Raw genomic sequence first — 21,556 nt, forward strand, 5'->3', positions numbered from 1 at the left:
CCTCACCCCCCTCTATGATTCTGATATAATCGTTCAAGCTGCTGCTCGTATTCTCCCACGATATTCTGGATGATTTCTTTGGCACTTCTAATTTCGTTGATTAATCCGATTGTCTGGCCCAATGAAATCACGCCTGAATGGTCATTTCCCGTAGTGAGTAATTCCTGATAAGCTTCACCGCTGATATAAGGAAAGATCTCTTCAAGGGTGGCTCCTCCTCTTTCCTTTTCAACAAGCTCCACCGCCCGCTCCGTTTTCATCACTCTCATGGCTTTTCCAATCGATTTTTTTACAATGATCGTATCTGTTTCCTGTAAATCTACTAATCTCTTTTTAATCGATTCATGGAGGATGACTTCCTTTGAAGCTAGAAACCTTGTACCCATCTGGACGCCTTCTGCCCCTAAAGCAAAAGCAGCAAGAGCGGATTTCCCGGTTGAGAACCCTCCTGCTGCAATGACTGGTATGGAAAGTTCCTCCACAGCCTTCTGTATCAACGTAAGACTGGTGACGTCTTCTCTTCCCGGGTGGCCTCCACACTCATATCCAACCACCACCACTGCATCACAGCCGATCGCTTCCGCCTTTTTGGCAAATCTGACGGATGGGACGACATGGACCACCTTTATTCCGTTTCCTTTCAGACTGTCCATATATTTCTCAGGGTTGTTCCCTGAAGTAAAGACAACCGGTACACGGGCTTCTATGGCACCCTCAATAAATTCATCCATCGGTTTACGAATCCCGATGGCAATATTGACTCCAAATGGCTTAGAGGTGAGTCTTCTGGCAACTGCGATATCCTCCAGCATCTCTTCCTTGGACGAATAGCTCCCTGCTGTGATGAGCCCGAGCCCCCCTGCTTCTGATACTGCGGAAACGAGAGGAGAGGTCCCAAGTCCCTGGAGACCGCCTTGGATAATAGGATAGCGAATGTTAAACATCTTAGTTATGGCCGTATCCTTCATATTCGTTCACCCTTAGAGAGCTTAAATGTTCCAGTACAGTGGCCAAGGAGTTCACCATCTTCATTTTTCAGCCTTCCTTCAATGAAGACCGTATTCCGGTTTTGATGAATAATCGATGCTTCTGAATAAACCGTCCCGTCTATGACTGACTTTAGATATTGAATATCTAAATGGAGTGTTGCTACTTCATCAAACCCCAGTGACCTCCCAGCCATGCCCATCGCTGTATCAAGTACCGACGCATAGATGCCTCCATGAACTGAATTCCTCACATTAATAAACTCTTCCTGAATGGGAAGAGCCAGTAAAACGTGACCTTCTTCCAATTCTTTTAGCTCTAATCCGATAAAATTCCAGAACGGGCTATTTTCAAAATCTGATCTTACTTTCTGCAAATGCTCTGATGTCATGAGAATGCACCCTTTCCGGCTTCTGAAAGTTCATCTTGATTGGCAATGACTGAAAGCTTTTCCCCATTGATCACACGGATCAGATTCTCTGCAATCAGGATCGAGGTCTGACGGGCTGCCTCAAGGCTGATACCCCCGATATGCGGACTCATCGTCACTTGTTTCAATTGAAAGAACGGATGGTCCTCAGGTGGCGGTTCATTGGAAAATACGTCAATTCCCGCTCCAAGAATCTGATTCCGTTTCAGAACATCTACTAAATCCGCCTCATTCACCACACCGCCCCGGGCTGTATTAATAAGGACGGCCGTTTCTTTCATAAGCGTCAGCAATCGATGATCAACAAGTTTATCTGTTTCTTTCGTCAGAGGGATATGTAAACTTACTGCATCACTTTCAGAGAATATTTTCTCCAGGGATGTGGTTAATTCCACCCCAATTTGATCAGCAGCCTGCTGTTTCACTTCGTCTATTTTCCTTACATACGCCATCGCTTTCATTCCGAAACCATGTACTAATATCTTAGCAACTTTTTGAGCTATGCTGCCGAATCCAACAATGCCTAAATGTTTCCCTTCCAGTTCATGGGTATATTCTCCATCCCTCGACTGAAAGTTTCCTACTCTCGTTTCCCTGTCAAAGAAAGCTGTTTTTTTCATGACGGCCAAAAGCAGGCTCACCGCATGTTCAGCGGTTGCCGTACTATTCAGCTTTGGTGCATGTAAGACGGGAATCCTCTTGGTCGTTGCATATCGTACATCGATATTATCAAGTCCCACACCTGCCCCGGAAATGGCCTTTACTTGCTGGCAACGATCCAAAATGGCAGATGTGATCCTGGCAGGGGCCCGGAGGATGATTCCATCCACATGATGATGGTGAAGGTAATCACATATTTCGGCTTCATTAAACTCCGTGAACTTCTTTACTTCGGCGTATTTGTTCAATCGCTCCTCTCCATCCGGATGGTACATGGGCAGGATCTGAACGATATGTGGCTTATTCATTTCAACACTCCCTTTTGACACGTCACCTCTTAGACTTGAAGATTCTCAATGATAGTCGAGATTCCCTGACCACCGCCAATACAAAGCGTGACTAACCCATATTTTTCACCCCTGCGTTCCATTTCGTGAAGAAGCTTCGTCATCAGGATCGCTCCAGTCGCTCCGATTGGATGACCCAACGCAATGGCCCCTCCATTGACATTCACTTTGTTGATATCCATCCCTGATTCACGGATCACTGACAGCGCCTGGGCAGCAAATGCTTCGTTCAGCTCGATCAGACCCATATCATTGATCGATAGTCCGCATTGCTTTAAAGCCTTAAACGTAGAAGTCACTGGCCCGATTCCCATGATTTCAGGAGATACTCCGCTCACCGCCTGGGCGATGATTTTGGCTTTCGGCTTTATCCCATACTCTCTCACTTTATCTTCATTCATCATGAGGACCGCGGAAGCACCATCATTCCTTCCACTCGCATTACCAGCAGTCACGGTGCCGTTTTCCTTAAAGACCGCCTTCAGCTTTGAGAGCTTTTCTATGGTCGTGCTCCGGGGATGTTCATCTGTACTGAATTGAAGAGTGTTTCTTTTTTCCTTATATTCAACTGGAACGATTTCCTTTTCAAATCGTCCGGACTCGATGGCAGACTGTGCGAGTTCCTGGCTTCTGAGGGCAAACTCATCCTGCTCAGATCTGCTGATGTTGAATTTTTCAGCAAGGTTTTCTGCTGTCAGACCCATCGTCAGGTTGCCGTACTTTTCGATTGGCTGGGAGCACGGTTGGCTTTCCGTATTCGGATCAAGTACCTGCGAATTACCGACTTGAAAACCATAACGTGCATTTCGAATATAATAGGGGGCTGTACTCATGCTTTCAGCTCCCCCGGCTACGACCACATCGGAATAACCAAGCCTGATTTGCATATCCGCATTATTTATCGCTTGAAGTCCCGAGCCGCACTGTCTATGGACGGTATAGCCTGTCACCTCAACCGGGAGCTCCGCCCGCAATGCAGCGAGACGGGCAAGATTTGAGGTATCTGCACTTTGCTTTGCCTGACCTAGAATGACTTCATCTACTTCCACTTCAGCTTGACTTCGATTCATTACTTCCCTAATGACTTTCTCGGCAAGATGGTCTACAGGAACACCTTTGATCGTTCCACCCATTCTTCCAATCGCCGTCCGGACCGATTCAACGATATATGGCTGATTCATTTCTTACACCCCCACGTATGAGGATTCGCGCTTCAGCTCATTCGCAATGATATTGCGCTGAATTTCAGACGTACCTTCATAAATCTTTGTAATTCTCGCATCACGATAATAACGCTCAATTGGATAATCGCTCATATATCCGATTCCACCATGGATTTGTACCGCTAAATCCGCCACCTTGTTATATACTTCCGATGCGAATAATTTTGCAATGGCCGCTTCTTTCACTACCCTCATCTTTTGATCGGTCATCCAGGCAACACGGTACGTCATCGATCGAAGAACCTCGATCTGCATACTTATTTCTGCAAGCATATGCTGAACGGCTTGTACTTCGATGATCGGTTTGCCGAACTGTTCCCGTTCCTGTGTATATTGCAAGCAATGTTCAAGAAGCTTCTCACATGAACCAAGGTTTCTTGCCGCAAGACCGGCGCGACCATTCGCCAGGATTTTCAACGCATTGATATAACCCTGCCCCTCTGTTCCTAGGACGTTTTCTGCAGGAACCTCCATATTTTCAAAGAAAAGCTCAGCTGAATGAGACCCTTTCAACCCCATTTTCTGTTCAACCTTTCCTAATACGAAGCCTGGGAAATCCTTTTCTACGATAAAGGAAGTGATCCCCTTCGCTCCTTTGGCACGATCTGTTACTGCCATTACGGTAAATACATGCCCATCGACTGCGTTGGTAATATAATGCTTGGAACCGTTCAGGATGTATTTATCGCCTTTTCTGACCGCAGTCGTTTTCAACGCTGCTGCATTGGAGCCTGCACTTGGTTCGGTTAAGGCAAATGCACCAATCCATTCTCCAGTGGCCATTTTAGGCAAGTATTTCTGCTTTTGTGCTTCTGTCCCTAACTCGACGATTCCTACAGACCCAATCCCCGTATGAGCCCCGATCAGGGTTGTATAGCCATTATGTGTTTTACCAAGCTCCTCATATATGGCGCATTTCCCCACCATATCGAGTCCCAGGCCACCGTATTCTTCCGGGATACTCAAACCGAAGAGTCCCATTTCCTTCGACATGTCAACCAGTTTCTCCGGTATCATATCCTTCTCTTCAATTTCCATCGCCAAAGGTTCCGCTGCTTCTTTCACAAACTTCCGTACATTATCCCTTAAAAATTTTATGTCTTCTGAAAAATTAAAGTCCATCTGTACCTCTCCCTTATTGGTTAGTAAATTCCGCTGCTCGTTTTTCCAAAAATGCTGAAGTGCCTTCCTGTTTATCCTCTGTCCCAAATGCTACCGCTTGTGAAAGCTTCTCCATCAGCATCGCTGTCTCGAGATCGATATCATAGCCTTTATGAACGACAAGCTTTGCCAGTTTGATAGCCACCGGACCTTTTTTATAAATCTGAGCGGTCACCTCTTCTACTTGCTTATCCAATTCATCGTCGGGAGCAAGATAGGAAACAAGGCCGATCCTTTCTGCTTCGGTTCCATCAATAATCTTACCCGTGAGAATCATATCAAGGGCCCGTCCCTTCCCAATGATCCTGGAAAGGTTCTGTGTTCCGCCTGCTCCTGGAATAATGCCAAGGTTCAGTTCCGGCAAACCGAATTTAGCCTTGCTTGTCGCAACCCGGATATCACATGCCAATGCAAGCTCGCATCCTCCACCCAGCGCATAGCCCTCGACGGCTGCAATCGTCACTTTGCTGCATTGCTGTATTTTCTTATATAACCCCTGCATCCCTGGTATCAGGGCATCCAGCATGTTCTTTTGCTGAAGCTGTTTAATATCCGCTCCTGCAGCGAAGGACTTTTCCCCTGCCCCTTTCACCACGACGACCTTTACTTCATCGTTCGCCTCTGCCCATCCGAAAGCATCCTCCATCTCTTGAAGGGTTTCGAGGTTCAGGGCATTCCGGAATTCTGGGCGGTTGATCGTCAGCCACATCGCCCCCTGTTCGATTTGAACAAGCAAATTCTCATATTGATGCACGCTCTCATCTCCCTTACGAATAGTGATAGAAACCACTTCCGCTCTTTTTCCCAAACCGTCCCGCTTTTACGTATTTAAGTAAGATAGGACTAGGTCGATATTTTTCACCCAGTGTCTGATGTAAGTACTCCATATTCCTTAGCCGGGTATCCAAACCTACTAAATCAGCCAACTCAAGTGGCCCCATTGGATGATTGAGCCCCAGCTTCAATGCTTTATCAATATCTTCCGCCGATGCTACCCCTTCCATCAGCATATTCATGGCCTCATTTCCAATCAGGCAGTTCATCCTGGAAGTCACAAACCCGGGTAATTCATTTACTTCGACCGTTTCCTTCTTGAGTCTCTCACCGACTTCTTTCACAAGCTTTACGGTTTCATCTGACGTTTCCAAGCCCCGGATGACTTCAATCAGCTTCATTTTATGAACCGGATTAAAGAAATGCATCGCCACCACTTTATCAGGTCGTGACGTCTGAGCCCCAATCTCTGTCGGACTCATGGTGGACGTATTAGTGGCTAGAATGGTTTCTTCAGAACAGATACGATCCAACCTTTTGAATATATCAATCTTTAATTCCATTTTTTCAAGCACTGCCTCAATGACGAGGTCTGCATCTCTTGCAGCCGATTCCAAATCTGTTTCAAAAAGAAGACGGTCTTTCGCTTTCCCATATTGATCATCTGAGATAAATCCTTTTTGTAAGCTGCCTTCCAAAAGGCTGAAGATATCGTTCTTTGCTTTTTCCAGGATTTCTTCGTTTATATCATTCAAGTAAACATTAAAACCCGAAACCGCACAGGTATACGCAATTCCTTTTCCCATGACTCCCGAGCCTACCACCGTAATATTTTGCACCTAAAAGCCCCCTTAGCTGGATATAGTATGTTCAACAGTCGTGCTTTTCGGATTGAATTTTTGATAGAAGAATACGAGTGCCAGAATGGCGAATCCAATTAGATCCGTTACAATCCCCGGATTGATCATGAGTATTGCCCCAATGAATAGGATGATTCTTTCATACCAAAGCGCATTCCTCAAAAGCCATCCTTCTGCCGCACAAGCAACCCCTATGATTCCAATAATGGATGTGATCACTGATAGAATAATATGAGGAGCATCCCCTACCAGGAGCAATGTCTCTCCATAAACAAACATATACGGAACGATGAAGGCGGCAAGGCCCAGTCTGACAGCTGTCATCCCTGTTTTCATCGGATCTGACCCCGAAAGTCCTGCTGCAGCAAATGCAGCCAGTGCCACTGGTGGTGTAATCGCAGATAAAGCGGCAAAGTAGAACACAAACATATGGGCCGCAAGCGGTGATACACCTAGTTCAATTAACGCTGGAATGGTCAGTGGTACTTGAACGATGTAAGCCGCAACCGTCGGAAGTCCCATCCCGAGGATAATGCTCGTAATCATCGTGAAAATAAGAGTGACTATTAAAATCCCACCTGAGATATCAATGATCATTCCACTGAATTTCAGACCAATTCCAGTCAAACCGATAATCCCGATAATGAAACCTGACGCAGCACATGCAATGGCTGTTTCAATGGCAGCCCTTGCCCCTAAATCGAGAGCTTTATACATTTTTGAGAATGATAATCTAGTAGACTTCTTAAAAGCTGCCACCACAATCGTCACACCGATTGAAAATAAGCCAGCTCGCATAGGAGATGTTCCTGATGCCAGCATCACAACGATTACGACTAACGGTACAAAGAACATAAAGCCCGTCTTTAATACGGTTGAAACTTTTGGCAAATCTTCTTTCTTTAAGCCATTCAGTCCAAGTCGCTTCGCTCGTAGGTCGACTTGAAAGTATAAACAGCAGTAATAAAGAACCGCTGGTATAATGGCAGCAACTGCTATATCCATATAAGGAACCCCTAAATAGGAGGCAATGATAAAAGCGGAGGCTCCCATGATCGGAGGCATGATTTGCCCTCCTGTCGAGGAAACCGCTTCCACAGCAGCTGCAAAATGACTTCTATATCCCGTCTTCTTCATTAATGGAATCGTGAAGGCACCCGTTGTCACCGTGTTGGCTACAGCACTTCCAGAAATGGTTCCCAAGATAGAACTAGCCACAATGGCTGTTTTGGCAGGACCTCCGCGATACTTCCCCATACCTGCAACAGATAAATCAATGAAGAATTGTCCTGCTCCGGAAACCTCCAGAAACTTCCCAAATAAGATAAACAGGAAGATAAACGTGGCTGATACTCCAAGAGGGACACTGAAAATGCCAGTCACTGTATAGAATAGATGATCCACGATCCACATGGTGGTAAATTCACGATGGGAGAGTTCACCGGTGATGAGATGTCCAAATATCCCATACACCAAACAAATAAAGATAATCAGAACAAGCGTATTCCCTATCACACGCCGGGTCGCTTCGATTAACAATAATCCGGATACAATGCCGATTGTAATCTCAAGCATAGTCAGCGGTTCAATATAACTCATACGTGATGAGATCACCTGAGCGTTCATCACATAATAGGAATAACAAGCAATCGACAAAATCATAAACAGCCAGTCATACCAGGGAATGCTCTCATTTTTCACTGCTTTCTTGGTTGGTTTATAGATTGCAAATGTAAGGATCAAAGCAAACGCAAGATGGGCAGACCGCTGGAGAATCGACTCAAATACGCCAAAGAATGCCGTGTATAAGTGGAACAAAGACATAAGGACAGCGACAATGGAAATGATCTTGGCAGCTGCACCCTTTAAAGAGCGCAGCTTACTGTTAAGATTTCCATCTTCATCATATTGAGTTACAATTTCCGATGCTTCTACTTCTGTTGACGAATCCTTTTTAGTCATACTTTCACCTTCTTTTTCATGGATATGGTGTGTATATCACTTACTCGAGAGCCCCGACTTCCTTATAATACTTCTCTGCTCCAGGATGAAGCTTACCTACATTGTTTTTCACTGAATACTCTGCATCAAAGTCTTTCATAATCGGTGATAACGTTGTCCACGTATCTTTTTCTTCTACCATCATTTTCGTCAGCTTGTATACCGTCTCTTCATCCATTAGGTCATCATTGACTAATAGAACGGTATAACCGGCAACTGTGTTGACATCTTCTTTCACATTGGAATACGTGCCGCCTTCAACCGTATATTCCAAATATCCTTCATTCTTTTCATGCAGACCTTTAATCGTTTCATCATCCAAAGGAATCAAGCGGATTCCAAGTGTGGTATCAAGCTCCTGGAAGGTGGAGACAGGCGCCGCTACCATTCCTACAATGGCATCGATATGACCGTCACGAAGAAGATCTGCTCCGTCAGCCGTACCAATATACTCAATTCCGCCAAGGTCATCGTAGGACATATCATTCAGCTTTAAAATATCCTGAAAGGCAAGTTCTCCACTGTATCCTTTAATCCCAGGGCTTACTTTCTTCCCTTTTAAGTCCTTTACAGATTTGATATCAGAATCGGCACGAACGACGATATGGAACACATTCGGATAAAGGGTTGCAACGGTGCTGACATTGTCCACTTTTTCTTTAAAAGCATTTTCTCCTTTTAAAGCTTCCGGGACCGTCTGACCATTACTGAATCCAAGAGCAAATGTACCTTGACTTAGCCCCAATAGGTTGGAAACAGATCCACCTTCGACCACTGTTACAGATGAATCCGGGAAGACTTCACTCATTTTTTCCCCCATTGAACCTGATAATGTGTACCAGAAGCCACCCACTGTAGCCGACCCGAAAGCCATATCTTTAGGCGGGCCATCAGCGCTATCCTTTTTAGTACTGCCAGCTTCATCTGAAGAACATGCTGCTAATGTCATTAATAATAAGGTTACCAATACGATTAAATATTTTTTCATCATTACGTCCCCCTTATTTTGCTTTGATTTTTGTTTTTTCTATTAAATGAAATGGTGCATCTGTTATTTCTCTTAATCCATCTACAGAAATGTCCGAGAGAATTTCAACCAAGAACATCTTTTCTTCCATAAACTTGAATACCGCTTGCTCTGTTACGATCATGTCCGCTTTTCTCACTCCGCTACTTGGATAAGAAAGCTTTTTTACAAGTTTTGGACTCCCATTTTTGGACAAATGCATCGAAGCGATGATCATGCGTTTCGCTCCTGCAACAAGGTCCATGGCTCCACCAACCCCCAGGATGGTTTCACCCGGTACTGCCCAGTTGGCAACTTCTCCGGTTTGATCAACCTGTAAAGCACCAAGAACTGCTGTATCAATATGCCCTCCCCGTATCATCAAGAAGGAGTCAGAGCTGTCAAATAAGGAAGAACCGATATCCATGGAAACAGGTTTTTTACTCGCACTGATCAAATCCATATCCACTTCCTCACCAGTTGGAGTAGGTCCCATACCAAGCAACCCATTTTCTGATTGAAGGTAAACCTTTTTATCTCCAAGATAATCCGGAATGAGAGTAGGGATGCCGACTCCTAAATTAACGATTTCATCTTCGTTTAATTCTTGAGCAACCCTTTTGGCAATTGTGACTCTTTTAGAATGACTCAACGTATCTTCCCCCTTCCTTCACATAGCGGTTTTGAACGATAAAGTCCACGTATAAGTGAGGTGTCACGACTTCTTCGGGAGCAAATGACCCTGCTTCCACGATTTCATCCACCTCTGCTATGACGATCTTAGCTGCTGTTGCCATCACTGGATTGAAATTCCTTGCTGTCTTGTCATAAATTAAGTTCCCCAGCGTATCAGCCTTCAGTGCCTTGATAATGGCTACATCTCCTTTGATTGCTTTTTCAAATATGTAGGATTCACCATCAATCACTTTTTCTTCCTTTCCTTCAGCTAGCTTCGTTCCCACACCAGTCTTTGTATAGAAACCACCGATTCCGGCCCCACCGCAGCGAATCGCTTCTGCTAATGTCCCCTGGGGAATGAGTTCAATTTCCAATTCACCCTTCGACCAGGCTTTGACTGCGTCACGGTTCGTCGTAAAGTATGATCCTTTTGCCTTTTTGAGCTTTCCGGCAATCAGGAGCTTCCCAAGGCCACGCCCTTCCTCTCCCAGGTTATTACTGATGATCGTTAGATTGTCTTTATCCGAATTCACCAGTTCATCAATCAGTGTGAGGGGTGTCCCGGAAAGGCCAAACCCCCCCACCAACAATGTGTCTCCACTATGAATGTGCAGCAGTGCGTCATCCAGACTTAATCGTTTCTTCATTTTGTTCCTCCCCTTGTTTTTGAGATGCCGAGTAATGTACATAGGCAGAAAATGATTTGATGGCTGTACTTTCCTGGAAGAAATATGGCTTCTTTGTCTTCTTCAAAATGTCGATCGCCAGCTCATCGTTATAACCCTGTGACATAAATATAGGTAAAAATATACAATTACTCTCTTTCATCAACTGTTGGATTTGTCCTGATAAAATTTCATTTTGATAGTCTACTTGGAACGGAAATGGAACGATGATATTGTCATAGTCTCCTGATTCATGGAGTACTTCCAAGCATGAAGTCAACTTGGATAAATCGTCATAAACAATCGTGGTGACATCTAAAGGATTCATAAAGGCCTTCTCGATTCCCGTTATGCGAATCATTTCTTTCTGCAAGCACTCAGATAGTGGCGGAAGATCAATTCCATATTTATCGCATAAGTCCGCCAAGTAAATGGAAGTAGCACCGGCCCAGGAAAAAATGACGGTTCGCCCTCCCTTTGCTTTCTTGTACGAGTCGAAAAGCCAGGAGATCGCCACCACTTCATCAATACTCTCTGCCTTTATTAACCCTGGATGATTGACCATCTCCCATGGAATGGCATAATCATTATTCCTACCCAGATGATGCTTCACCGCAATTCTCGATATCTTCGAGTGACCAATTGGAAGTAAGATAACAGGCTTACGCTGAAGATAAGCTTGATGAAGCAGACGAAAAAACCGCTCTTCTTCTGTAATCGACTCAATCACCAATAGAATCGTTTCTGTGTCAGGATCATGAATCAAAAACTCAAAGCAATCATTCATGTTGATATCCATCTCATTCCCCGGAGATAGCCAGTAGGAGAATCCAAGGCCTTTCTCGTTAGCATCTAGTATGGCCCTACCAATGCTCCCTCCATGACTGATCAAACCAACGGAGCCTTTATGAAAATTTTTTGGTTCAAATCGAGGTGAAAACGAGATTCCCCAGTTGCCAATAAAATGATAGAAACCAGGTGAATTCGGTCCATAAACCCTTGTATTTGTGCCCCTTACAATCGCTTTAAGTTCTTCTTCCCTGGTGATTCCATCAGGGCCGCTTTCAGAAAATCCTGAGCTTAGGATGATCACATTTTTCACTTGTTTTTCTACGCATTCTTTTAGTATTTTTGGGGTATGTATAAAAGGGATGATTATACATGCCAAATCAATCTCTTCTTTGATCTCCAGTACACTTGGATAACAAGCCATGCCTGAAATCGAATCATAATTGGGATTAACAAGAAAGATATCCCCAGCAAATTTTGATTTTTGAAGATTGACCATCACACGTCCGGCATTCTGATGAAATCTCTCAGATGCACCTATGATTGCAATGCTTTTAGGGGAAACGATGGGTTGTAATGTTCTCATGATTTTAATGATCCCCCTTCTAATTTTTTGACCTTCCTTACTATGGTAGAAGGATTCACCTTAAGAGCCCGGGCGATGCCACGGTAAGACTTTTCTGTGAGCGACGCCTTATAAATAAGCTCTCTTTCCAGCTCTTCTATCGCTTCCTTCAGTGGTAATATTTCATTCACCACAATGGCCTTTTCAGTACCCGTTTTTCGTTCATCCGTTTTATTAAACAACGAAAGTACATCGCTCTCATTAACTTCTTGGTTGGTAGCTGTTACATATAATCTTTCAAGTATATTGACGAGCTCTCTCACATTCCCCGGCCATCTGTAGTTGCTGAGAACTTGTATGGCTTTCGTCGAAAATCTGAGGTGTTTATCATATTTAGAAGCAAACATTCTTGAATACGAATCGACCAGAAGTGGTATATCTTCCAATCTCTTTCTCAAAGGAGGGATGGCGATCGGTATAACATTCAACCTATAGAATAAGTCTTCACGGAAGTTCCCTTCTTGGACCAGTTCTTGCAGGTCTTTATTGGTGGCAGCAATCACACGGACATCTATCTTTTTGGGAGCTGCTGAGCCTACCCGGGTTATCTCCATTTCCTGAAGGACCCTTAACAGTTTCACTTGAAGATGGGTAGGGATCTCTCCAATTTCATCGAGAAAAATCGTTCCATTGTTTGCTTGTTCAAATAAACCGGCTTTTCCCTTTTTTAAAGCACCCGTAAATGCTCCTCCCTCATACCCAAACAACTCTGATTCCATAAGGGTTTCCGGTATCGCTCCGCAGTTCACTTTAATGAAAGGCTGCTCCATCCTTGGACTCGCCTCTTGAATTAATTTGGCTATCTCTTCTTTCCCCACTCCCGATTCTCCAGTTAGTAAAACGGTGACATCTACTTTAGCCACCTGTTCTACGGTTTCGATCAACCTCTTCATCTCTGAAGATTCCGCTATGAAGGAACCTGTTTTCTCAGATAAGTGTAATGTCTCCAATAGTGACTTTGCTTTCTCAAGCTCATTCCTCAACGCATCAAACTCAGACATATCTTTCACATAAATGACAATTCTCTCGATCATTTGATTGCTACTATTTTTAATGGGGTTCGCGGTAATGATTAAAGAATTATCGCTGCCGACGCTTGTTTCCATGACATTATGTCGTTTGCCCTTCGCAATCACTTTGTTGACGATCTCTTTAATAAAGTCTGGTGTCTCATGTGTGTCGGAATCGAGATTAAAAAGAGAACAAAAGCTTTGATTACTTTTAATAATCATTCCTTCTCCATCTGTAATACAGATTCCATCGGTTGAGTTTTCCAGTACACTTTCCTGCTCCCTTAAGAGCTGTTTAACGGATTCAAGTTCATTCGAAACAAATTCTATTTCTGAAATATCCTGAAAGACGCCTACTGCCCCAGTAAGGGTTTCACCATCATAGAGTGGTGTTCTATGCGTTAAATACATTCTTCTTCCCACACGATATTTTTCTGTGTGTCCTTTACCAGTTCGGATGACATTCAGCAATCCACTTGGTGTTACGACATCCGTCAAGAATTTACCGAGTGCTTTCTCTTTTGACGTCATGGCCATTTTTTCTGCAGGAGGGTTGATCGATGTGATTTTCCCTTCAAGATCAATCGAGAGAATACCATTGTGGGCCGACTTGAAAATCGCATCCCAACGGCTGACTTCCAGTTGAGAGAACTTTGCATAGGTAGCCAAATACTGATCTTTCGTCAAAAATCCAGAAATCTGTCCGTTCTTATTGATTACCGGCCAAATATCGTGATCAATTTCTGTTATATGTTTTAATTCATCCGTTTCTTTTAGAAAATGAATGTTCGTTTTATGAATGTCAGATAGTGTTCTTTTCTTTTTTAGTAATCCACTTAAAAGATCATTCTCTGTGAAACACCCCACCAGCTCATCCTTAATGTTATAAACCAACCCGCCCTTCACTCGAGATTCAAGTAAACGATTTGCAACAGCTTCAATGTAATCGTTTTCAAAATACTTTATAGAAGTACTAGTCATTGCATCTTTCACTAACAATGTGCTCGCTCCCTCTGAGTGATTCACTCATTTATTTATAATGCAAGAAGTGTGCCAACATTAAAAAGACCATAAAATACTGACTATTCTAATGTTTTACAATATTTCAACTATAAAACAGATCGGAAAATGTTGCAATATCGCAACAAGTGTTGCATGAGTGCCATTATTCAGCAGAGAATAAGGTCGAAAAATAGGAAAAAGACCTATATGTCTTTTATTCATTAAAAAAACGTTGCGTTTGAGCAACGTTTTACTAATTTTATTCGTTAGAAGATTAGGAGTATGGAGACGGTGCTTCTACTTATTGCTAATAAAATAGAGCCAAGCAAGAAGCACGGGGACGGTTCCCGTGCTTCCTGAATAATGTTATAACTTTGTTGTGTTATTGAAGGTATGACAACAAATAGATTCCAGCACACACTCCATCAGATAATGGTGTGTGTGCTGGAATCCAATAGTTTTGCCAATTCAAATATGAAGCCAATTAGAAAACTCACAAAAAAAGCAATAAGCAATTTTGACTTCTGTTACTCTGTAGTAAGTTTTCGAAGCTCCCAAGCAATATGCGCACTTTCCTCTAATTCTTCTAATGCAAAAAATGCTTCCATGATGCCTTTTCCGGGTACTACTGGGCCGTGATGGCTCAACAGCCATCCATCACTTGCATGTACACGTTTATCAAACACTTGAAACAACTCTTGGCTACCTGGTTGTTCATAAGGAACTAAGCCAACTGTACCCAACTTCATTTTCAAGTATGGAGTATGGTCCGGCATACAATCCGATTCATTCAGGCCAGGTAGACAACTCCATAGCACACTATACGTGCTGTGCACATGAAGAACTGCAGCAGCGTTAGGCTTTGCTTTGTATACTGACAAATGCAATGGCCATTCTTTGCTTGGTTTTATGTCCCCATATTGAATTCCATCCATGTCCAATACAGCAAACTCCTCTGCTTTCAGAGTTCCAAAGCATGTTCCAGTGGCAGTCACATACATCTTTCCTTCATGAAGGAAACTTAGGTTCGCAACACTCCCCGTTGCCTTCCCGCGTTGAAAGAGGCTTTTGGCAACCCAATTCGCCTCTTTCATCTTCATCTCTACTGTTTGATCCATATTTTCCACTTCTCTCTTATGTTAAAGATAAGGCTTGAAGGAAAAAGTCAGATTGTCCAAAGTTTCCGCTTTTAAATACCATCCGAATCCGTTGATCTTCTATTGGGATCATAGTGGGTACTCCTGGTGAAATGCTATCTCCAATATGATATCCATTGTACCCAAGTCGTTTGGCCACCGCCCCACTCGTTTCTCCGCCTGCTACGATGATTCTGTGAAACCCGGCTTCAACAGCAAGTTCTGCCAGATCTGCGGTGGCTTTTTCTAATCTTCCGGCCACTTCTTCTTTGCCTTTTTGTTGAATATCCCGCACATTTTCAGGTGTGTCGCTGCTGTATACCAGGATGGATTCTTCTTTGTTTTGAGAAATCACATTCCAAATCTTCTGGACCGATTCTTCCCCTGACATCAATTTAAGAGGATCCATGAAGTAGGTTTTACCACCTGATTGTTGATATTCTGTAATCTGGTTTCGAGTCGCTTCACTACAACTCCCTGCTAACAGTAACGCTGGCGAATCAGATCGCGCAAAGTCATCCGCATCCGCTTGTTCCTTACGCATTTTTGCCAATGGATAGGCAAGGCCACTTCCACCTGTGATGAGTTTGAGTTCTCCAAATAATTCTACCAGCTTTTCCGCGTCTTCTTCTTTCTCGTAATCCGGTATGATATAAAAAGGCGAATCCTTATATTGTGCGGCTATTCCTGTCATCCATTCATTTACTTCTTCCTTGTCTAAAGCATCCGGCATTTTCACACTGGGAAATTTGCTCTGGGCGTCCATTAAACGAACCAGATCACAATCCCGCATGGGCGTAAGCGGATGATCCTTCATTGGGCTCTTATCGAGTGGAACTCCATTTACATATAAACATCCATTTTTAACAGCCCGTCCATTTACGGGAAGGGCAGGACAAAGAATCGTATAAGGAACGTCCAGCTCTTCCATTACTGCATCACAAATCGGGCCGATATTCCCCTCAGGTGTAGAATCAAATGTTGAGCAATATTTTATATAAAACTGTTGTGCCCCTTGCTCTTTTAACCAGGCGATCGCCTCGAGTGAATCGTTGACAGCGTCATTTGGATCTTGAGTACGTGTTTTCAAGGCAATGACACATACCTCTGCCTTTGGAACCTCATCCATTTCAGGTATTCCAGAGTATAAAACGGTACTGAGTCCGCCTTTCACGAAGAAAGAAGCGATGTCACTACCACCGGTAAAGTCATCTGCAATCACACCAAAGCGCAATAAATTCACCCCCATCCTATGTTTTTATGTACTACTTTACCAATTCAGCTTCTGTTTCTTGATAGCTCTTATTACGCACCTTTACACCCAACAAATCTTCAAAATAACATATCATGGCATGCTTGTAGAAATCACCTTGTCCGTTTTGTAATGCAAGTTGATACGTTTGCATCGTTCCACTCAACGTTGGCAGCGGAATCTGGTATTTCATTAATACTTCATTCATACTTTCCATGTCTTTATAAGCTCTTTCAAGTGAAAAACTATGTTCAAAATCCCCTTCTAACACCTTAGGAATCAATGTTTTTGAAGCAAAACTTGATCCAGTTGCCGTCATTAATACATCACCGAGTTTCTCTGGATCTAAACCAAGCTTCACTCCAACCGGTAATAATTCACTAAAGCTTGCACAACAAATATTTAATACACAGTTATTAATCATTTTCGTCAGCTGCCCAGCCCCGTTGTCACCCATGTAGAGGATCTGTTTCCCCATCCGGTCAAGCATTGGTTTCAGTGTGTGAAATAGTTCTTCATTCCCGCCGCACATGATCGTAAGTGTTCCTTCGACCGTTGTTCTGGGATGACCCGAAATGGGGCAATCCATATATTCGATACCATTCTCCCTGCAGGTTTCTGCGACTTCTACTGCTCCTAAATAACTGATGGTGCTAAAGTCGACAATGGTCTGACCCTGCTTCATATATTTCAGTAAACCGTTTTCCCCTACTACAACCTTCTTTACAATCTCTAAGTCTGGCAGACAAAGAAATAGATAATCACTATCCGCTGTCTCCAAAATATTCGTTGTGGTTTTAATCCCTTGTGCATTGAATTCTTCTAATGCCTGTGGATTTGCATCACACACAAGATAATCATACTCACCTTCTTTTTCACCTTTTGCCAGATTGAATGCCATACCTGTGCCCATGACGCCTAATCCAATAAAACTTACTTTCATTGAAATCTCTCCTTTTTGTTTGAAATCATTTCAAGGGCTGAAGAACGGGGAAGTACCTAAGCGTTTACTTTATCCCCTTCCAATGCACCGATGACCGCTTTGACCGCTTCTTTTGGACTTGTTAACACCGGAAGTCCTAATGTGCTCGTTTCAACTTCTGCACATGCCTGCGTGATCTGGGCAAGAATGATGGCTTCGCATCCTCTTTTTTGCAATTCCGCTGCGGCAAGACGATTCAGATGATTATGTTCGTCCTCATGACCAGCCTTCAATTCTGTCATCGCCTGCGTAATAATCTCCGTTTCAACTTCCACTTCCCTGCCCCATTCATTGGCAAGCTTCTCCAATTGGGCTTTTGTTGCGGGTCCGGACGGTGCAGTAGTCGCCACAACGCCGATTTTTGTATAATGAGTAACGGCCTTTTCTAACATTGGGCGATCCACCGCAAAGATCGGGACGGATATAAATGGCTTCACAGCATCCACTACAGGTGTCAGCACAGTGCATGCTACAATAATCGCGTCTACTCCCGCTTCCTGTGCTTTACTGGCCAAATGGACAAAATCCCGAAATGATTTGTCATCGATTCCATTCATTTGGTTGGCATGATACTGGATATTCTCGTCAACAAAATTTAAGACCGTCACTTCTGGTGCCAATTGTTTGAAGGCTGCATTTAAAGGTGGTACAGCATTGCAGGTTGCATGTATAATACCGATTTTCATTTCGATTCTCCCCCTAGTGGTTTCCAGTTTATAGAGTGACCTTTACCTTACTTGAAGTTTTTTTTAGCACATCGATCATTTGACTGATATCTAATACTTTTTCATTGATATTTAATGTATTGCATAACCGGCTGATATGAGGCTGTTTCAACATCGCTTCTTCCAGGACACCATGGTTCCAGAAAACATCCTGCTTATGAGAATCCTGAACGACTCTCTTATTTGCCATCACGATGACGCGTTCAAAGTTATTCACAACAAATTCCATATCATGTGTAATGGTAATGATGGTTTTCCCTTCTTGAACTAATGAATCAATGATGTGCCCTAGTCTTTTAATGGCCAGGGAGTCTTGTCCAGCTGTTGGCTCGTCTAAGATAATCGTATCTGTATCCATCGCAATGACCGAGGCAATGGTGACAAATTTCTTCATGGAATAAGGCAAGTTATACGGATGTATATCTAAGAATGGCACGATTCCTGTCAATTCAGCTGCCTTCATTACATTTTCTTCAATTTTCTCTTGTGAAAATCCAAGGTTTTTAGGTCCGAACCTAATTTCACTTTTTACATTTTCGTGAAAAATTTGATCATCAGGGTTTTGAAAGACATACCCCACCTTTTTAGATATCTGAGCTGTTGTGTAATCTTTTGTATTCAATCCATCAATGATCACATCACCTTGGGTCGGCTTTGTTAATCCATTCATCATTTTGACTGTTGTTGTTTTCCCGGCACCATTTTGTCCAACAATAGCTACTGATTCGCCCTTTTCGAAATTCATGCTGACATTTTCAACCGCTTTAAAACCGTTTGGATAACAATAGGTAACGTCCTTTAAAGTTAAATAGCTCATCATTTCACCCCTTGTAATTCCATCCATTGTTTCATTACTTGAACGGAGTCCCTTTCAGTGATGGGTATTCTTTCTGTATACATATTGTGTTTCCGCATTTGTAAATCCAATAGCGTATACTGGGTTAATCCTAATCCATAGTCCTGTGTATCTTCTTCAGAAAGCACTTCTTCCGTTCTTCCTTGTTTCTTAATCTGTCCATCCTGAAGGACAATCACATAGTCTGCATATTCAGCAATCAATTCGATCTTGTGCTCTACTAAAATAATGGTTTTTCCTTTTTTCTTCATAATATCGATTACCCTGAATATTTCTTCCGTACCTTGTGGATCCAACTGTGATGTCGGTTCATCAAAAATGAGGATATCCGGTTCCATTACGATAATGGACGCTAAAGCGACCCGTTGTTTTTGACCGCCCGACAACTCATTCGGGTTTTTGTGCTGGATATACTCAACCCCCAGCAATGTAATGATGTCTTGTACTTTCTGTTTAATAACACTGATTTCAACTCCTAGATTCTCCAGTCCGAAAGCGATCTCATCAAAAACAGTTTCCTTCACACCACTGATTTGGGTAAATGGATTTTGGAAGACAAACCCCACCTTCTGAGCAAGATCACTTGGATCCCATTCACAAACATCCTTCCCATCTATCAGCACTTCCCCACTTCTATCACCATTAAAAAAATGTGGAATAAAACCTCGGCAAACATTGCAAAGTGTGGTCTTTCCCCCACCATTCACACCGACCAGAGCGTAAAATTTCCCGCTTTCAATCGTAAGATTCAGATCATCCAATACTTTTTCACTTCCAGTAGGATACTGGTATGATAGATTTCTAATCTCGATTCCACTCATAAGAAAAACCTCCAGATCAAGATGGAAACAAATACAATCAATAGTACAACTCTTACCACATGATCACTCTTAGTCTTTTCCAGTTGATGTAAGCTTGTCTTCTTTGTACGGGCAGTGAAAGCCCGGGATTCCAGTGTGATGGCTTTCTCATCTGTGCTTGAGAATGATGATAATATCAGTGGGGTTAATGCCGGTACAAATGCTTTCACCCTTATACTTAGATTCCCTTCCGTTTCAACACCACGGGTTCTTTGTGCATCCATAATCCGTAATAAATGCAGCCTCATTTCCGGAATAATCGTAAGTGCAGATGAAAGGACATAGGTAGCTTTTGGCGAAACTCCTGCTATTTCTAATGCTCGGGATAAATCATTGATTTTTGTAATCTGAAAAAATAACACAATGGCTGATCCCACCGCCAATATTTTGGAGGTTAATTGTAAACTGAAATGGATTCCTTCTTGTTTAATGGAGAAGATGCTCCATGACCATAATATGGTCTCTCCAGGGTAGAAAAATGATTGCAAAAGAAAAATCATGAATACAATCGGTATCAATCCTTTTAAGACGAAGTCTGCGTACTGCTTTGTTTTTCCAGCTGCCATTGCAATAAATAAACATAACACGGGGACTAAATAAGAATAGATATAACCTGGTAACAGTAGCGGGGTCATCATTAAAAAGGCGGCAAACATGAATTTAGTAGTTGGATAGAGATTTAGAATGAAACTTCTCAGTTTTTCCATATGTGTATCTCCCCTTTCATGGTAAGGTTCATTTTTTGCTGATTATAGAAAAATTCCGGTCAATCCTTTCAAGCCCTCTGTTATTCCTGGAATATATTTTCCGAAAGCAGAAACGCGATATAACGGGGTGAGTGATGCAGTGACCTCAGATTCCTCAGCATGTTCACCCCGTGTTTTTTTAAGCTCCTATTTTAGTACTTCTATTATTATTGTTCATCGTAAGATATAAGTGACCATACTTTTGTTTAGACAGGTATTGATCTGACATCTTACGAACAATCATATAGGCAACTAAAATCGAGAGAATTTTATCAATACTTTCAACAAATATCTTTTGTGTAAAAACGGATGTCCATATTTCTTTGCCTGAAGCTAAAAGTACGGCAGTGATTGTATCTGATCCAGTTCCTGAAGCTCCACCAAAGACAATAACCGTGGTCGGGGTAGCGATTAAGATGGCAACGATTGCAACAATAAAGCCTGTAAAAGCGACCTTCCAAACATTTTTTGTCAGCCCCTTTTTGGCCATGAGACCTACTACAATCCCTGAAGCCATGGCAACCGGCATAAACGCCAGCTGAGTAGGGTTGAATATCCCGAATATCAGTTTTGAGACGCCTCCAGTTACTGCTCCAACCCAAGGACCGGCTACCATCGCAACAATCATCGTGCCGATTTGATTTAAGAAAAGAGGGATCTTTAATAATTCAACCAATTCTCCAGCAACTACATTGACGGCAACACCAATGGGAATGAGCAATATGGAAATAAGCGTAAAATCCTTTTTTATACTTTTCATGTATAGTCCTCCTTTTATATG

At 42.8% G+C, this 21,556-nt stretch carries 21 protein-coding genes; all 21 read right to left on the reverse strand.

The window, feature by feature from the left end; all coding sequences use genetic code 11:
- Positions 1 to 2 precede the first annotated feature (2 nt).
- Entirely contained in the window at positions 3 to 968 is a 966-nt protein-coding gene (locus ATG71_RS00215) for an NAD(P)H-dependent flavin oxidoreductase (RefSeq protein WP_098437422.1), read from the reverse strand.
- On the reverse strand, positions 965 to 1,378 hold the full coding sequence (locus ATG71_RS00220) for a PaaI family thioesterase (RefSeq protein WP_098437425.1): 414 nt from the start codon (positions 1,376 to 1,378) through the stop codon (positions 965 to 967). The genes ATG71_RS00215 and ATG71_RS00220 overlap by 4 nt, the downstream gene beginning before the upstream one ends.
- Positions 1,375 to 2,385, reverse strand: coding sequence for an NAD(P)-dependent oxidoreductase (locus ATG71_RS00225; RefSeq protein WP_098437427.1), 1,011 nt, complete (start codon positions 2,383 to 2,385; stop codon positions 1,375 to 1,377). The genes ATG71_RS00220 and ATG71_RS00225 overlap by 4 nt, the downstream gene beginning before the upstream one ends.
- Positions 2,386 to 2,414: 29 nt before the next feature.
- The gene (locus ATG71_RS00230) at positions 2,415 to 3,605 is read right to left on the reverse strand and encodes a thiolase family protein (RefSeq protein ID WP_098437430.1); all 1,191 of its coding nucleotides are present in this window, start codon (positions 3,603 to 3,605) and stop codon (positions 2,415 to 2,417) included.
- A gap of 3 nt (positions 3,606 to 3,608) precedes the next feature.
- Positions 3,609 to 4,769 carry an acyl-CoA dehydrogenase family protein gene (locus tag ATG71_RS00235; protein ID WP_098437432.1) on the reverse strand — a complete coding sequence of 387 codons (1,161 nt, stop codon included), beginning with the start codon at positions 4,767 to 4,769 and terminating at the stop codon, positions 3,609 to 3,611.
- Between the two features lie 13 nt (positions 4,770 to 4,782).
- The gene (locus ATG71_RS00240) at positions 4,783 to 5,562 is read right to left on the reverse strand and encodes an enoyl-CoA hydratase/isomerase family protein (RefSeq protein WP_098437435.1); all 780 of its coding nucleotides are present in this window, start codon (positions 5,560 to 5,562) and stop codon (positions 4,783 to 4,785) included.
- A 13-nt stretch (positions 5,563 to 5,575) separates the two neighbouring features.
- Positions 5,576 to 6,421, reverse strand: coding sequence for a 3-hydroxyacyl-CoA dehydrogenase (locus tag ATG71_RS00245; protein WP_098437438.1), 846 nt, complete (start codon positions 6,419 to 6,421; stop codon positions 5,576 to 5,578).
- A gap of 12 nt (positions 6,422 to 6,433) precedes the next feature.
- Positions 6,434 to 8,404 carry a TRAP transporter permease gene (locus ATG71_RS00250; protein ID WP_098437440.1) on the reverse strand — a complete coding sequence of 657 codons (1,971 nt, stop codon included), beginning with the start codon at positions 8,402 to 8,404 and terminating at the stop codon, positions 6,434 to 6,436.
- A gap of 40 nt (positions 8,405 to 8,444) precedes the next feature.
- Positions 8,445 to 9,434 carry a TAXI family TRAP transporter solute-binding subunit gene (locus tag ATG71_RS00255; protein WP_286162867.1) on the reverse strand — a complete coding sequence of 330 codons (990 nt, stop codon included), beginning with the start codon at positions 9,432 to 9,434 and terminating at the stop codon, positions 8,445 to 8,447.
- A gap of 10 nt (positions 9,435 to 9,444) precedes the next feature.
- Positions 9,445 to 10,101: a 3-oxoacid CoA-transferase subunit B gene (locus tag ATG71_RS00260; protein ID WP_098437446.1), complete on the reverse strand. Its 657-nt coding sequence runs from the start codon at positions 10,099 to 10,101 to the stop codon at positions 9,445 to 9,447.
- Positions 10,088 to 10,774, reverse strand: a complete 687-nt coding sequence (locus ATG71_RS00265; RefSeq protein ID WP_098437448.1) for a CoA transferase subunit A — start codon at positions 10,772 to 10,774, stop codon at positions 10,088 to 10,090. Before ATG71_RS00265 ends, ATG71_RS00260 begins: the two co-directional genes overlap by 14 nt.
- Positions 10,749 to 12,167 (reverse strand): CoA-binding protein, encoded by a 1,419-nt coding sequence (locus ATG71_RS00270; protein ID WP_098437451.1) that lies wholly within the window; start codon positions 12,165 to 12,167, stop codon positions 10,749 to 10,751. The genes ATG71_RS00265 and ATG71_RS00270 overlap by 26 nt, the downstream gene beginning before the upstream one ends.
- Positions 12,164 to 14,209, reverse strand: coding sequence for a sigma 54-interacting transcriptional regulator (locus ATG71_RS00275; protein ID WP_286163112.1), 2,046 nt, complete (start codon positions 14,207 to 14,209; stop codon positions 12,164 to 12,166). Before ATG71_RS00275 ends, ATG71_RS00270 begins: the two co-directional genes overlap by 4 nt.
- Before the next feature lie 536 nt (positions 14,210 to 14,745).
- Positions 14,746 to 15,336: a class II aldolase/adducin family protein gene (locus ATG71_RS00280; protein ID WP_098437454.1), complete on the reverse strand. Its 591-nt coding sequence runs from the start codon at positions 15,334 to 15,336 to the stop codon at positions 14,746 to 14,748.
- Positions 15,337 to 15,352: 16 nt separating this feature from the next.
- On the reverse strand, positions 15,353 to 16,588 hold the full coding sequence (otnK, locus tag ATG71_RS00285) for a 3-oxo-tetronate kinase (protein WP_218925515.1): 1,236 nt from the start codon (positions 16,586 to 16,588) through the stop codon (positions 15,353 to 15,355).
- A 31-nt stretch (positions 16,589 to 16,619) separates the two neighbouring features.
- Positions 16,620 to 17,549 carry an NAD(P)-dependent oxidoreductase gene (locus ATG71_RS00290; RefSeq protein WP_098437459.1) on the reverse strand — a complete coding sequence of 310 codons (930 nt, stop codon included), beginning with the start codon at positions 17,547 to 17,549 and terminating at the stop codon, positions 16,620 to 16,622.
- A gap of 56 nt (positions 17,550 to 17,605) precedes the next feature.
- Complete coding sequence (locus ATG71_RS00295; RefSeq protein ID WP_098437462.1) at positions 17,606 to 18,274, reverse strand: aspartate/glutamate racemase family protein; 669 nt, start codon at positions 18,272 to 18,274, stop codon at positions 17,606 to 17,608.
- Positions 18,275 to 18,302: 28 nt separating this feature from the next.
- Entirely contained in the window at positions 18,303 to 19,130 is an 828-nt protein-coding gene (locus ATG71_RS00300; RefSeq protein ID WP_098437465.1) for an energy-coupling factor ABC transporter ATP-binding protein, read from the reverse strand.
- A complete protein-coding gene (locus tag ATG71_RS00305; protein WP_098437468.1) occupies positions 19,130 to 19,990 on the reverse strand; it encodes an energy-coupling factor ABC transporter ATP-binding protein in 861 nt (286 codons plus the stop codon). Before ATG71_RS00305 ends, ATG71_RS00300 begins: the two co-directional genes overlap by 1 nt.
- The gene (locus tag ATG71_RS00310) at positions 19,987 to 20,736 is read right to left on the reverse strand and encodes an energy-coupling factor transporter transmembrane component T (RefSeq protein WP_286162868.1); all 750 of its coding nucleotides are present in this window, start codon (positions 20,734 to 20,736) and stop codon (positions 19,987 to 19,989) included. The genes ATG71_RS00305 and ATG71_RS00310 overlap by 4 nt, the downstream gene beginning before the upstream one ends.
- A gap of 178 nt (positions 20,737 to 20,914) precedes the next feature.
- The gene (locus tag ATG71_RS00315) at positions 20,915 to 21,535 is read right to left on the reverse strand and encodes an ECF transporter S component family protein (RefSeq protein ID WP_098437470.1); all 621 of its coding nucleotides are present in this window, start codon (positions 21,533 to 21,535) and stop codon (positions 20,915 to 20,917) included.
- Positions 21,536 to 21,556 lie beyond the last annotated feature (21 nt).

It is taken from the genome of Bacillus sp. es.034 (assembly GCF_002563655.1).
Lineage (GTDB): Bacteria > Bacillota > Bacilli > Bacillales > Bacillaceae_B > Rossellomorea.